Source organism: Microvirga lotononidis, from assembly GCF_034627025.1.
In the GTDB taxonomy this organism is placed as follows: Bacteria; Pseudomonadota; Alphaproteobacteria; order Rhizobiales; family Beijerinckiaceae; genus Microvirga; species Microvirga lotononidis.
In genome coordinates, this window is the sequence record NZ_CP141050.1 from 811,584 (window position 1) to 825,037 (window position 13,454).

Below are 13,454 nucleotides of genomic sequence, written 5' to 3' on the forward strand. Positions count from 1 at the left end.
CCCGCCCCCGCTCTTTTCACCCCCTGAATGGACGCTCCTATGTCGAGCCAAACCGCCGAAGTCCCGCGCAGCACGCCCCGAACAGTCGCCGTCGAGATGCGACTGTTGCCGGTCGAGTGGCGCGCGGTCCTGTTTGGACTCGGCTCATTTATCCTGGACCTGCAACACGCGGCCCAGGAGCTAGAAGAGGCAGAGGCAATCGCCCTGCCGACCCTCGCGACGACCCTCACCGCGTTTCATATGACGATCCGCACGACGCTTTCGCTCCGTGCTGCCATCGAAACCGCTCTCGAGCGCAATCAATCACCGCAGCGGTACAATCGAGCAAAGGCCGGCACGGTGGGCCGCGTGGCGGTCCGCCACGCGTCTTTGAGCGTCCTTCCCTCGATTTTAGACGACGCCGCGCAGAAGCTCAGAGACACCGGCCACGCCGCGCAGGCCGAGGCCATGCGCGCCGTTTTTCACAAAGTCCAGCTTTGGATAGGAAGCAGGGGCTGACTCACTGGATGCGACGTTTCTAGGAGACGCAAATCAGTACCAACTGTAAGGTGCAATTGGGGGCGATGCAAGATTTGATGGGGTAGACGCCCCCCAACGGCCTCGGTGTGCCACAGTGGAGGTGTTGATGAGCACCACTTGAGGGAGGCGTCCATGGGAGAGGTTAGCACAATCGGGTTGGATCTGGCGAAGAATGTCTTTCAGGCTCATGGGGCTGATGCATCGGGAGCGGTGCTGTTCCGCAAGAAGCTGCGGCGGCACCAGCTTCTCACCTTCTTTGCCGGCCAGAAGCCCTGCACGGTGGCGATGGAGGCCTGCAGCAGCTCGCATTACTGGGCACGTGAGATCGCAAAACTCGGTCATAGCGTCCGCCTGATCTCACCGGCTTACGTGAAACCGTTTGTGAAGCGGCAAAAGAACGATGCGGCCGACGCCGAGGCGATCTGCGAGGCGGCCCAGCGCCCGACCATGCGCTTCGTGGCTCCGAAGAGTGAGCAGGCTCAAGCGGCGGCGGTTGTGTTCAGAGCCCGTGATCTCCTGGTGAAACAGCGGACCCAGATCATCAACGCCCTGCGCGGGCACTTGGCGGAGTTCGGGATTGTGGTGGCCAAAGGCCCAGCTCGTGTTCCGCAACTCGTGCGGGCTGTCGCGGATCCGGAGGAGCCAATCCCGGAGCTCGCCCGACCCATCCTCCAGATGCTGATCGAGACTCTCCGAGGCCTGGACGAGCAGGTCGCCCGTCTGGATGGTGAGATCGCCCAGCGGGCCAAGGAGGATGAGACGGCGCGTCGGCTGATGACCATTCCCGGGGTTGGTCCGGTGATTGCAGTGGCTCTGGCCGCACTGGCCCCACCAGCCGAAACGTTCAGGCGCGGGCGCGACTTTGCTGCCTGGGTCGGGCTTACGCCGTTGCAGCGCTCCACCGGCGGCAAGCAGAAGCTGGGTGCCACCTCGAAAATGGGCGAACGCACGCTACGCCGCCTGCTGATTATTGGGGCGAACACGATCTTGATCCGGGCTGCCCGCAACGGGGTGCCGGCTAGCTCGTGGCTTGCACGGATGATGGCGCGCAAGCCACCGATGCTGGTGCGGGTGGCACTCGCCAACAAGATGGCCCGCATCGTCTGGGCGCTGCTGGCGCGAGGTGAGGTGCATCGGGCTCCGGCTGTGGGTGCGTAGGCACTCGCGGCCGCGAGGCTGTTGGGGCGCAGGAAGAGCGAAGGAGAGGTATGGCGCAACGGTCACTGAGACGGGATCAGACAAACCAGTTCAGGAACAGGCGCTTCGAGCGCGTAGATTTGATTGGGACCTGATCCGCGAACTCCCATCCGGGCCCGCGGCATGGGAACGGCCGCAGTTGAGGCCGCACACATGTCCGTATCTGACCTGCGCGTTGCACCAACCCGAAGATTCTTCTTGCGTCACGCGGGGCGTCTACACATGTTCCTGATTGAGCGCCGGCATAATTAACCAACGACAGCAACTTTCGAGAGAAGGTCGATCCCGCCGGCTTTGGTCCGCCGCATTTCCCGCCCGATAGCCGACCAGAACACGGCTGGGAGTTGCGGCGCACGCGGTATGCGCGCCCACAGTGTGAATCGGCGCCGAAGCTTTGACCCCTGCTTGGGGAAGCGCAAGGCCTTGGTTTAGCGACCCAACCCGGAAATCCGGCGGGGTTACGATCGACGCCGATAATGACCCCGCTGACGCTATGAATTCGGCAGCGAAACCGTGCACCTGATGACAGTCAGCTCAAGGATCAGTGTTCGGTGCTGATTCACACCCATGGGCCTTGGGTTGTCAGGATTACCGCTGCGGGACCGGCTCCCCACTTCCGGGCGCCGAGGGCGTCATCGGTGGCGGTCGGCACGAGGAATGTCGGGCCGATGCCCCAGATGATCCCGTGGGTCGGCTTTGAGGGCGAGAGGAAGAGTGTGGGGTTCAGATCGCCGAGGCCGAACTCCCGGTCGCCGGTGACGGTGAGCGGCGGCTGGGAGATGACCGGCAGGACCCAGCGGGTGATCAGATTCCAGTCCTCGTTCAGATTGATCGGGATCACCGGCTGGATGTTGAGGATGTTCTGCTGCTGCTCATGTGGGCCGACACGGAAGTTGAGGTTGTTCTGGAACGGCACGCTGATCAGGTCGGCGACCGGGTTCTGCGCCTGCTTGGCGAGATCGCTGCTTCCGCCGTCCTCCGATCGTGCATCCGCGGATTGCACCAGGAGAGCCATATTCACAACAGTGCAGAGGCTGCCACGGCGACGGTCATCCCTTCAGCTCGGATTGCGGCTCGTCCAGTCCCCATCGGAGTGCCCCTTGTATCTGTATCTGGCGCGGCAGGATCTCTTGCGTCTCTCAGTCGGGATCAGCCAACGCGGATCGATCGATGTTCAGAACCTCGCGCTGACGCCGAGCACGGGGCCGTGCTGGAGCATGTCGAACCCGTAGCGCTGCCGACTCTCGCCCTGGACATAGTCGACATACAACACCCGGTAGCCGATCACGCCCGAGAAGGTGATGCCCTGATAGGTGCCGAGCTCGAAGCCATAGGTGCCGATGGCCTGCCAGGAGAAATCGCTGCCGACCCCGAACCCGCCGATGTCGCCGCGCAGCCACAGCTCGTGCCCCGGCGCCACCGTATAGCGCAGCCTTGCGCCGACCATGGGATCGACCCAGTCGACGGAGCCGGAGCGGGCGAAGGCCCGGGCACCGGCCACCTCGAGGTCGCCGATGCTAACCGCGGCCGTCACATCGAGCGAAAGATCCGCCTCCTGGTGCCAGTACCGGGCTCCGCCGAGAATGTCGAAGGCGAGCGCGCCGAAGCGGGCGACCTCGTAGGCTATCCCAACCTCCGCGATCGCCATCTCGATGTCGAGCCCAAGGGACGTACCGAGGCTTCCCGTCACGCCCGGGGCCCGGGCACGGCTCCTGACGTTGCCGCGATCGACGCCGATCTTGGTCCAGGCGACGTTGGCTAGCAGGGCGAACGGGCCGTTGCGCGCCTCGAAGTCGCCCATCAGGCCCACGAGCGTATCGGTGTTCTCGACGATGTCGACGAAGCTGGCATCGACCTTCACGGAGCGCCCGCGCACGGTCTGGGTGCCGTTAAGCGCCGTCAGCCAGCCATAGGGCGTGAAACGGTAGGTCCACGAGGGCACGGCGGGGGCCTCAAGCACGGATGCGGGGGGAGGTGCGCTCAAGTCCGCGGCCCATGCGGTTCCCGCCGCCACGAGCGTCACGCCAACCGACGCGAGCATCGCACGTCGAAATCTAACGGCAGCAGTCTGCATGGTCGTCCTTGTAGGCCTGTGGTTTGACAGCATCCTCAGGATCGCAGGTGTGGAACACCCGCGATCCTGAGGATGCTATGATGCGGGGCCATCAGAAATCGTCCGACCCGTCCTTGCACTGATAGCCGATGAAGCATTGCGGATTGTTGGAGCTTGGAACCCACGCTGGTTCAGGAAACTGGTCGACGAGACATTCCGCGCTGCTCCGGACGAAGCGGGCGTAGGTGGAGGGACTGGTGTCGAGCACCACCGCACCGTCCTTCAGCACGAGCTGGCGGTTGGCCGAGCAGGTCCGCTGCGACGTCGGCGGTCCAACCTGCGCTGCGGCTGCCGTTGCCGTCAGGGCGAGAGCAGAGATGGCGAGCAGGCGTCTCGACATCGGTCCCTCCTGTGGGTTTGAAGCGTGGGTCCCGTTACCCGGCTAGGCCCGATCGCTCACCTGCCTGACCGGCGGGATCGTCCACGTGCCGTCGATGATCGAAGGGTTGCTCTCGTTCGGCCAGTACATCCGCAGCATCAGGATGAACTTGCCGGCCGGCGCGGGCAGCCAGTTCGATTCCTTGTCCGCTCCGGGCGAGTCCTTCTGGATGTAGAGGTCGACCGAGCCGTCCGGATTGGCCTTCAAATCCTGGCGCGCGCTGATCGAGTAGCGGTTGATCGGGTTGGGCACGAAGAAGTAGGCGCCGTCATACATCGTCAGCGACCAGAAGCCCTCCACCGGCGGCAACTGGCCCTTGGCGAAGCGCATCACGTACTTGTTCGCCCCGTCATAGGTCTGTCCCTCGCCATCCTTCTGGGAGGTCGGGTAGACTGCGTCCTGCGGGCGGTTGGCCCCGAGGCCGATCGCCGTGACGAGAGCCCGCATCAGGTAGTCGGTGCCGTAGATGCCGGTTTTCGTCGTGAAGCCCCAGCCGTCGATGTCGTGCACGTCCTTGTTGATCTTGAACTGGATCATGATCCGGTCGTTGGCGATCTCCGGAATGCGCCGGGCGAAGTCGGCCCGCAGCTTGCTCGCGTCGAAGTCCTGGCCGGGCAGGAGCCCGATCTTGGCAAACTTCGCAAGCGCCGGGGCATCTGCCGCCGACGGTGGATTCGTCTTCATCAACTCCGCCAGCAGAGTGAAGTATGCCACCGCGTCCATGCGGTTCACCTGGTCGCGCACGGCGGTCTTCATGTCGATCGAGGGGTCGACCTTGCCGGCGGGCGGCGTATACGGCTTGCCGTAGGCGCTGAGCGGCACCAGCTTGACCTGGTCCTGGAGCGCGTGCACCTCGGCGTAATCCTCCGGCGTGCCGGTGCAGTAGATGCGGCCGAGCAGCCAGACGATATTGGTCGGCGACTTGTATTCCTTGACGCCCGCCGGCAGCGTGCCGCTCCAGCCGGGGCCGGTGATGGCATAGGTCTGCGCCCCGGTGCCCGTAGTGCGCTTGCCGGGTACCTGGAACACCGTCGTCCAGCCGTCCAGCATCGGCATGAGGAAGTAGCGGTCCTTCATGTCCGGCAGGCTGAGAACCCATGGCTCCTTGCCCACATCGAAGAACGCGGTGGTGTAGAGCGTGTCGGCGTTGGGGGCGGTTACGTCGCGGAAGGTGGCGTCCGGATAATGCCGCAGCTTGATGACCTGGCCCATCGGCGCCCGGGTGCCCTCGGGGGCAGCCACGTTGGTGATGACCCGCCGGGTCATCTCCATGGTGACCAGCGGGTAGCCGTAGATGTAGGCGTCCGTTGCCAGCCAGAAGTCCTCAAGCCCTTCGTCGAGGCCCAGCAGCTCGCCCAGATGGGCCTCGCTGACGGTGCTCATGGTGGTGCCGGCGAGCAGGCTCAAGGCACCGATGGCCGCCTGGCGGCGGGTCAGCTTCATCGTCATGACAAGTCTCCGTTGCGTGTGGGTTCTGGGAACTGCGCGACACTTACCCGGCACGGCGGACGGTCCTGCCCCGCGGCTCCCCGCTTGGCGGGGCCCGTGGGCGAACTTCTCGGAATCGCCATGCCACTGTCCGGACGCTAGCAACGGCGGGGCGTTCGCGCCTGTAGCATCGTGTAGGTTACGTGGAGGAGTGATGTCGGCGCTGGGGCGGAATTGGCTTCCGAGCCGGTCATGTCGTGCCCCGCCGTCACGAGGCCGGACGCTGGCGACCGCGCTGCGGTGGCGCCTGTAGCGTCGTGTAGGTTACGTGGTGGTGAGGGTCAGTGCGGGGATGCCGATGCCTCGAGGGCCGTTTCCGCAGCCGTACGGGCGGGCACGGGGAAGCCGGCCTTGCGCGCTCCCTCGGCGAAGTGGGCTGCGTCCTGCGGCTGGTAGTTCCGCTTGGCCATCTCGTCGTCCCAGTGCTCGAAGATGGTCGGACGCATGCGCAGGAACGTGTCGCGCGCCTCGGCGGCTTGCGACGCCTTGCCGAGCTGGGCGTAGATGACGGCGGCGACGAAATGGTAGAGCGGGAACTTCTCCAGCGCCGCTTGCCGGATCAGGGTCTCGGCACGCTCGTAGTCATGCCGCATGTAAGCGTAGACCGCGAGGACCCCGCTGTAGTAGCCGGAATGGCCCGGGTTGCGGGCAAGCGCCTGCTCGATCAGCTCGGCGCCGCGCTGCCAGGCGCCTGCCTGGCCGAGACAGGTCCCGAACTCGCCGAGCAGCTCGGTGTCGTTCGGGTTCAGCACCACCGCCCGCTCGCCGACCTCCAGCGCCTCGGCAGGCTGCCGGGCGAAGAACAGGGCCATCATCAGGGATTGCAGTGCCCGCACGTTCTCCGGATCGAGGCGGATCGCGCGGCGCGCGGCTTCGAGCGAACGCTGGATTGGGGCGCCTGCCTCGGCCCTCGCGTTGAACCCGAAGCGGTCCTCGTCGAGATACAGGACGGACAGCATCGCCCAAGCGGTCGCATAATCCGGATGGGCCGCAACCGCCCGCTCGAGGCACGCCCGGATCGCGGCATGGCTCTCTTCCGTCAAGGCGGCCCGGTAATCGTAGAACCGGAGCGTGCATCCGTAGGCCGCCAGGTCGTCGGGTGGACTAGCGCCCGTCCGGGTCTGGTCGGCTCGCTGGATGATGCCGTAGGGCTGCGCCACGGCGGTAGCCACCTTACGCGCGACATCGTCCTGGATCGTGAAGAGATCCCGGGCCTGCGAGTCCTCACTGTAGCTCTGCGACCACAGCACGGCGCCGGTCTGTGCATCGAGGAGCCGGCCGGTGATGCGCAGGCGGTGCGCCGCGGTCCGGACACTGCCCTCGAGCACGTAGCGGACGCCCAGGTCACGGCGGATGCGGGCAATATCGGTTCCCGGTGCGATGGCGCGTGCCGTCTCCCGTCCGAGGACGGTGATTTCCTTGAAGCGGGCGAACTGGCTCAGGATCTCCTCGGTCAGGCCGTCCGCATAGGTTTTCGCCGACGGTTCGCCCAGGGCCTCGAACGGCATCACGAGGAGGGTCGGCCCGCCGTGAGCCAAGTGGGTCGGAGCCGGGGGTATGCCGGAAGCATCATCGCGCCACGGCCTCCACAGGAGGAGCCCACCAAGGAGGGCAAGGACGGCAACCGTCATAGGAATTGCGACGGGCCAGGGTGTACGGCGCCGTGGTGGCGGCGCATCGGCCGGAGGTGCGGGCGCTACGGTGACAGGGACAGGATCGGCCTCCTCGGCGGGCAGCGCACGCCAAGCGAAGTGGGGGACGTACCCTCCCTTGGGGATGGTGATGACCACCGGATCCGACAGGCCATCGGAAAGATAGTAGCGCTCGAGCGCCCGGCGCAGCCGTCCGGCCTCGATGCGCACGACCGGGTCGCCCTGGGCATCGAAATCCGCGTTACGCTCAAACACCTCGGTGCCGATGGCGTAGGCCTTGATGCGCTCGGCGCGCCCGGCGAGCGTCTCCTCGACGACGTAGCGCAGGAACCGGCGCGCCCGCGCTGTCGCGTCGAGGTCAGGGCTAGCGAGGAGGGTTTCGAGCTGGACACGCACGTCATCCGCCGCAGGCGACGACTGCGCCTGCGGCGAGGCACCAACAGTGCCGTCGCTTGCATCGAGCATGGATCGGTCCGTTGTCCGCGGGCGCACGAGACGCCTCTTCCCGTAACCTACCGTAACATACTCCCCGTGCGTGCGGTATGGGGCGATGCTGGCAGGTGTGGGACGGCGCATCCGCGCCGTCCGAGCCCTGCAACGGGGTTACGCCATGCACCCTGCCGTCCAGGCCGCCATCGCCCGCTTTCCGGACCGGGGCCATGCCATCGAGGAATTATCCCGGATCGACGACAGCTTCATGTCTCTCTGCGAGGATTTCGCCGCGGCGCAGGCAGCCCTCGTGCACTGGGAGCGCTCGGGCTCTCCGGTGCAGACGGCACGCTGCGCCGAGTACAGGGAGCTGGTGCGGGATCTCGCGGCCGAGATCGCGGCCGAGTTGGATCGCAACACGTAGACGGCCTTGCCCTGGACAGGACGATAGCAGCCAAGAACCTGACCGGGACCGGTACTCCTGTGATTGGCCTGGGGCTGCCTTGGTGGGGGTAAGGTCAAGCCGAGCGCCCATCGGTTGCGACGCTGCGGGACCGCCACGCGGTCGGTGTCCGGCCCGACCAGCGCCGGAAGGCGCGGGTGAAGGCGCTGGCTTCCGAGTACCCCAGTGCTGCCGCGATCTCGCCGAGCGGCACTTCGGTATCCTCGAGCAACTGCCGGGCGATCTCGAACCGCAGCTCGTTCGCGATTGCCCGGTAGCCCATGCCGCTGCCCTTCAGGCGGCGGCTCAGGGTGCGGCGGTGCATCGACAGCAGATGGGCGATGTCCTCCGCCGAACAGCGGGTGCTGGTCAGGCGCATGCGCAGCAGCCGCCGGATGTCGTCCGAGAAATCGGTCCCCGCGTCGGCCCTCAACTGTCGCAGGCGGTCTTCCAGCATCATCCGCAGCAGAGGATCGGCACCCGCCACCCTGCGCTTCAGATCTTTTGACGGGAAGACGAGGGTGGCATTCTCCTGGTTGAACCGGACCGGAGCCTGGAAATGACGTCGGTAAGGTTCCGGATCAACCGGCGTCACGCGGGGCACGAGTACCTCGGCAGGATGCCAGTCAGCGCCGCATAAGGCCCGTAGCACGTTCCCCGTAACAGCCAGGGCCGCATCGGTGACCTGCTCCGCACTCTCCATCTGCGGCTGATAGACGGCATAGGTGAGCAAGGCCATGCCGTCGCTGACCGTCAGCGAGGCACCCACGGCGCGATTCTGGACGCTCAGGTTGGAGACGAACCCTTCCAAGGCGGCGCCGACGGTGTCCGAGTGCTGCATCAGACGCCCGACCAGATCCATGGAAAGGATCGTGGCACGCTGGCCGACCAGCAGCCCGAAATGCGAGCAGCGCGTGCGCGCCACGCACAGGCTGTATAGACGGGCCAGAGTGGCGAACGGAACAACCGTTGTGCTATTCTCGAAGAGTGCGGGATCGAGCCCCACCCTGTGGATGAACGGGTCAGGGTCGAGCCCGAACTCACGCAGGGTTGGGACGATCTCTTTCGAGACCCCCAGGTGGATGTAACCGGGCTGCAACGCCGAGCTGGCTCCTGATCGGAATAGAGTACGCAGTACGACGGCACTCGCAGACGGGAGCATGATGTCGTTCATTACGATCACCCCTCGCGGGCCTTCGAGTGAGATTGTACGGTTCACAAGAACGGCGCAGCCAAATGCCTGGACTTCGGATACGGGCGGAAGATGAACCCGGACCGGGTTTTTCGGCGTCGGCCGCACAGGGGCCGACGCCTTACGGCCTCTAGTAGGGGCGGTACGGGTAGGGCGCGTAGGGGTAGGGAGGCGCGTACGGATGGTAGTAGCCGTAGGCCCCGGCCGTGGCAGCGGCGGCCCCGGCGTAGAACGCACCCCGATACGCGGTGCGGCGCGCCATGCCGGCGAACGACAGCGGCGTGAACGGCAGGCCGATGATGTCAATGAACACCGAGGCGGGTCCATCGGCATTGCCGAGGTCGCCCTCCAGCACTGCGACGTCGAAGGTGAGCTGGCTGCCTTCCATCTTCGGGTTCTTCAGGGTGACGACCGCGTCCTTCACCGTGGTCCCGGCCTTCTCGAACACCGACACGGTCGCGTTCGGCGGGTCCTTGGCGAAGCTGTCGGAACCGACGGCCCACTCCTCGAGGAGATGCGCCGTTAGGGCATGACCGGCCGCGCGCACGGGACGGTCGGCGAAGATGATGGAGTTGGGAGCGATGCCCGTGAGAACGAGCTTGTTCCCCTCGAGCCTCGCTCCTGCGGAATTCATGACGATCAGGGCCGGCTCGACCTCTGGCTTCACCTTGCCAATCTGCTTCTGACCCGGCTGCCGGATGGCGTCCTGGGCCTGCGCGCCGGCGCAAAGGAAGGTCAGAACGGCAGCCAACTGAATCGCCTTCGATGATGCTCTCTTCATGGTGGTCCCTCCGTGACAACGGGGCGTGTCCGGGAGTGACGTTAGCAAGCGAGGGCGCTGGCACGCCTGTAGCATCGTGTAGGTTACGGAGTGGCGATCGCAGCAAGCACCGGAATCAATGGCATCCGGACGATGTCCCCGCAGGGCTGACCCGCCCGCACCTACAGTAAGTTACTTCCGTTCCGGCTCCCCCCCATCGATGATGACCGTTGCCGGGCGGGGCACCTGCGCTTCCGAACCCAGCCACGGGGTTGCTCCATGCATCACGCCGTCCAGGCCGCCATCGCCCACCTCCCGGACCGGGGGCATGCCATCGAGGAATTGGCAAAGGCCGACGAAGGCTTCCTGTCGCTGTGCGAGGATCTCGCCGAGGCGCAGGCGGCCCTCATGCGCTGGGAGCGCTCGGATGCTCCGGTGGGGACGGCGCGCTGCTCCGAGTACCGGGAACTGGTGAGGGATCTCGTCGCCGAACTCGAGACGACGCTCGACCGGAACGCCAACGGCCAGGAGTCTCCATGAGAGGACACGCCACGAACCGGACGGGGCTCGCATCTTGGTGGGATACCCGAGCCACCCTTTCGCCGAAGCCAGGATGGCGTGACTGGGAGCGTATCGGCACGAGCGCGGTCATCCCGCTCCTGAAGGAGGCGGAACTCGAAGCGGAGCGCACGGCGGGATGGGTCCGGATCGTGCTCGCAGCAGTCCTGGCCGCGAGCCTGCTGGTGTCCGGCCGGATCGCGGCCATTGCCGGCTACGAGGACATTTGGGCACGGCTCGGGTTCGGGGCCGTTGCCGTCGCCGCTTTCCTGGCACACGGTATCGTGTCGCTCGTTCTCGTGCGGACTGGGGCGTATGCACCCTGGACGGCGTTCGCCCTGACCGCCGGCGACGCGATCATCGTCGTGCTGGCCGTCGCCGCAGCGCTCCGGGATACCGAACTTCGCGGGAATTGGATTGCCATCGCTCCGGCCCTGTGGGCAGCCCCGCTGCTGTTGGCCGTCGGGGCGCTGCGGTATCGACCGGGCATCCAGCTCTGGGCCACGGGCATCATGATCGCCGGGCTGGGCCTCGTCGCGGTCGCGTCCCATCGCAGCATCTTCCTGCCGCCCGCCGATGCCGCCGCATTCGCGGCGAACCCCGCGGCCACGGACCTCCTGTCGCTGCCGTTCAACCTGGTCCGCGCCGTCATGCTGGCGCTCGCGGGCGCGACGACGGCCCTGGTCATGCTGCGGGCCCGCCGCCTGCTTCATCGCGCCGTGACGGAGGCCAGCGAGCGGGCAAGCCTCGCACGTTTCCTTCCCGCCGAGATCGCGCCCCTTATGGAGGGGGGCAACCTTGAAGTTTGGCGGCGGGGACGCCGCCAAGAGATCACCGCCCTATTCGTCGACCTTCGCGGCTCGACCGCCCTGGCCGAGTACATGGACCCGGCGCGGCTGTCGGTCTTCATCTCATCCTTCCGTCGTCGGGTGATGCAGGCGGCGCAGACCCATGGCGGTGTGGTCGACAAGTTCATGGGGGACGGAGCGCTCCTGATCTTCGGCGTCCCGCAGTCGGAACCGGAGGATGCCCGGCGCGCGATCCTGTGCGCCCGGGAGATCCTCCGGCTCGTCGCGCGCTGGAATGCCAAGCGTCGCTTCGATCCGCCGGTGCGGGTCGGCATCGGCCTGCACACCGGCGAGGCGTTCTGCGGGGTGCTGGGAGCACAGGAACGGCTGGAGTTCACGGTCCTAGGCGACGTGGTGAACGTGGCCGCCCGCATCGAGCAGATGACGAAGCGGTTCGGCACGTCCCTAGTGGCCAGCGGGGCCACGGTCGTCCGGGCCGGCGAGGCCGGCGGCTGGCAGGAGGTCGGCCGTGAGGCTCCGAGGGGCCGATCAGGGGCGGTGCGGATGCTCACTCCCTCTGACCTGGTCACCGCCAGCCCGCATGAGCCAAGGTCTGGGGCAGAAGGCGGGGGCACCCATGGCTGACGTCATCAGGCCCACTCTTCCCCGACACCGATCGCCTTGGCACGCGATCACCCGTTCCATCGTGAATCTGCAAAGGAGACGTCAATGCTCGTCAGACTGCCACTCTTCCTGATCCTGTCGGTCCTGGTCGCCGGTTGCGTGTCGGGTCCATCAGGCGGCCAGCCACCCAACTATGTCGAGTCCGAGCTCACCGACAACCCGATCCGGCGCGGATCGATGGTCGCGATGCCGGATCTGCCAGGTGACATTGGCGAACCCGAGTAGGCGGCCTCTAGCCTGATGCAAACCAAATCGGAGGGGATGGATCCGGCTCGCACCGGATCCATCGCTTCATCCGTTGGAGGTCGACCTGTCATCTGGCGGCCGTTGCGATGGCCCCACAGCCTGGAACATTGCGAACATGAATGCGGTGGTCAGGCCGAACAGCAACACCCCGGCAAGCGATTGCAGGACACCCATCATCTGCCAATGAGGCGCCAGCGCGACGCTGCCGCTGCCGAACCCTGTCATGGCGCCCAGCGAATAGAGCATTGCGGATTTCGCGGTCGGGAGGGCGCCGAGCGCGAGGTAGGCCAGGGCCCATGTGATCGCCTCGATCCCATGCAGCACCACGATCAGGAACACCGCTGCGTTCATCACCACAGCGAACCGGACCATGAAAGTCCGCTTGCGGCTCACCTCTCGAAGCAGCACCGTGAAGCCGTCGTAGATGAAGGCAAGGCCGAAGACGTGGATGATCACGTTCAGCAGAATCAGCGGGAGGCTCCAGGCCCAGTCGCTGCCCCACGGCGCATCATCGAGAACATTCATGGTGTTGTCCCGTCAAATAGGCTGGAGGCGAACTCGGCCCATCGTCGCCAGCGGCATATCCAATGCCGGCAACCGCAGCACGGGACTCTAGGCCGTGCACGTTATCGGAAGTTGCCGTTCCGCGCCAGGATGCATCGGATGGCGCGCCGGGCAGGACCGCTTCGCGTTTCACGAAGAAGGCGGCCTCATCTTGTCCAGGATTGAACGTCGGTAATTTCCGAAGGTCTGGAAATGGCACCCCTGAGACGTAAGAGCTTGGTCTGCTTCGGCGTTCGAGAGCCGACGTTCATTTAGCCGTCGGAATGCGAATGTCTGACAAAATCGCGGCTATCTCACCAGGGATGAGTTCGACCAGATGTTCGGGCCAGAGCTGCCGTCGGACCGGCTGGTGGCTCTCAAGCGCGAGCTCTGGAAGCTGCACATCAGCATCCTCATGGTGGGAGATAAGCGCTGAAATCAAGCGCGAGGCGGTGAGGGAAGCT

The 13,454-nt window shown here is 65.8% G+C and carries 14 protein-coding genes; 6 read left to right on the plus strand and 8 right to left on the minus strand.

Translation table 11 applies throughout. The features are described from left to right. The first annotated feature begins 39 nt into the window (after nucleotides 1–39). Together U0023_RS33510 and U0023_RS33515 are read left to right on the plus strand one after the other, a co-directional pair. Nucleotides 40–498, plus strand: coding sequence for a hypothetical protein (locus U0023_RS33510; RefSeq protein ID WP_009762589.1), 459 nt, complete (start codon nucleotides 40–42; stop codon nucleotides 496–498). A gap of 153 nt (nucleotides 499–651) precedes the next feature. After that, a complete protein-coding gene (locus tag U0023_RS33515) occupies nucleotides 652–1,677 on the plus strand; it encodes an IS110 family RNA-guided transposase (protein WP_009762590.1) in 1,026 nt (341 codons plus the stop codon). A 598-nt stretch (nucleotides 1,678–2,275) separates the two neighbouring features. Here the strand turns inward: U0023_RS33515 and U0023_RS33520 are convergent. The 5 genes from U0023_RS33520 to U0023_RS33540 all read right to left on the minus strand — a co-directional run bounded on the left by U0023_RS33520 (nucleotide 2,276) and on the right by U0023_RS33540 (nucleotide 7,813). Next, nucleotides 2,276–2,731 (minus strand): hypothetical protein, encoded by a 456-nt coding sequence (locus U0023_RS33520; RefSeq protein WP_009762591.1) that lies wholly within the window; start codon nucleotides 2,729–2,731, stop codon nucleotides 2,276–2,278. Between the two features lie 159 nt (nucleotides 2,732–2,890). Beyond that, nucleotides 2,891–3,757, minus strand: coding sequence for a hypothetical protein (locus tag U0023_RS33525; RefSeq protein ID WP_040638595.1), 867 nt, complete (start codon nucleotides 3,755–3,757; stop codon nucleotides 2,891–2,893). Between the two features lie 124 nt (nucleotides 3,758–3,881). Further along, nucleotides 3,882–4,169, minus strand: coding sequence for a hypothetical protein (locus tag U0023_RS33530; protein ID WP_009762593.1), 288 nt, complete (start codon nucleotides 4,167–4,169; stop codon nucleotides 3,882–3,884). A gap of 42 nt (nucleotides 4,170–4,211) precedes the next feature. Next, nucleotides 4,212–5,651 carry a DUF1254 domain-containing protein gene (locus U0023_RS33535; protein WP_040638856.1) on the minus strand — a complete coding sequence of 480 codons (1,440 nt, stop codon included), beginning with the start codon at nucleotides 5,649–5,651 and terminating at the stop codon, nucleotides 4,212–4,214. A gap of 326 nt (nucleotides 5,652–5,977) precedes the next feature. Next, entirely contained in the window at nucleotides 5,978–7,813 is a 1,836-nt protein-coding gene (locus tag U0023_RS33540) for a hypothetical protein (RefSeq protein ID WP_009762595.1), read from the minus strand. A gap of 85 nt (nucleotides 7,814–7,898) precedes the next feature. Between U0023_RS33540 and U0023_RS33545 the strand changes: the two genes are divergently transcribed. Then, nucleotides 7,899–8,201 carry a hypothetical protein gene (locus tag U0023_RS33545; RefSeq protein ID WP_009762596.1) on the plus strand — a complete coding sequence of 101 codons (303 nt, stop codon included), beginning with the start codon at nucleotides 7,899–7,901 and terminating at the stop codon, nucleotides 8,199–8,201. Nucleotides 8,202–8,295: 94 nt separating this feature from the next. On the opposite strand, the gene U0023_RS33550 is transcribed toward U0023_RS33545, so the two are convergent. Together U0023_RS33550 and U0023_RS33555 are read right to left on the minus strand one after the other, a co-directional pair. After that, nucleotides 8,296–9,318, minus strand: coding sequence for an AraC family transcriptional regulator (locus U0023_RS33550; protein WP_245272963.1), 1,023 nt, complete (start codon nucleotides 9,316–9,318; stop codon nucleotides 8,296–8,298). Nucleotides 9,319–9,541: 223 nt separating this feature from the next. Further along, nucleotides 9,542–10,192, minus strand: coding sequence for a hypothetical protein (locus U0023_RS33555; protein ID WP_009762598.1), 651 nt, complete (start codon nucleotides 10,190–10,192; stop codon nucleotides 9,542–9,544). A gap of 258 nt (nucleotides 10,193–10,450) precedes the next feature. On the opposite strand from U0023_RS33555, the gene U0023_RS33560 reads away from it, so the two are divergent. The 3 genes from U0023_RS33560 (at nucleotide 10,451) to U0023_RS33570 (ending at nucleotide 12,426) form a co-directional block, all read left to right on the plus strand. Continuing rightward, nucleotides 10,451–10,711: a hypothetical protein gene (locus tag U0023_RS33560; RefSeq protein WP_009762599.1), complete on the plus strand. Its 261-nt coding sequence runs from the start codon at nucleotides 10,451–10,453 to the stop codon at nucleotides 10,709–10,711. Further along, the gene (locus U0023_RS33565) at nucleotides 10,708–12,162 is read left to right on the plus strand and encodes an adenylate/guanylate cyclase domain-containing protein (protein ID WP_009762600.1); all 1,455 of its coding nucleotides are present in this window, start codon (nucleotides 10,708–10,710) and stop codon (nucleotides 12,160–12,162) included. The genes U0023_RS33560 and U0023_RS33565 overlap by 4 nt, the downstream gene beginning before the upstream one ends. An 84-nt stretch (nucleotides 12,163–12,246) precedes the next feature. Beyond that, nucleotides 12,247–12,426, plus strand: coding sequence for a hypothetical protein (locus U0023_RS33570; protein ID WP_009762601.1), 180 nt, complete (start codon nucleotides 12,247–12,249; stop codon nucleotides 12,424–12,426). 66 nt (nucleotides 12,427–12,492) lie between these two features. Here the strand turns inward: U0023_RS33570 and U0023_RS33575 are convergent, their stop codons facing one another. After that, complete coding sequence (locus U0023_RS33575) at nucleotides 12,493–12,972, minus strand: hypothetical protein (protein ID WP_009762602.1); 480 nt, start codon at nucleotides 12,970–12,972, stop codon at nucleotides 12,493–12,495. Between the last annotated feature and the right edge of the window lie 482 nt (nucleotides 12,973–13,454).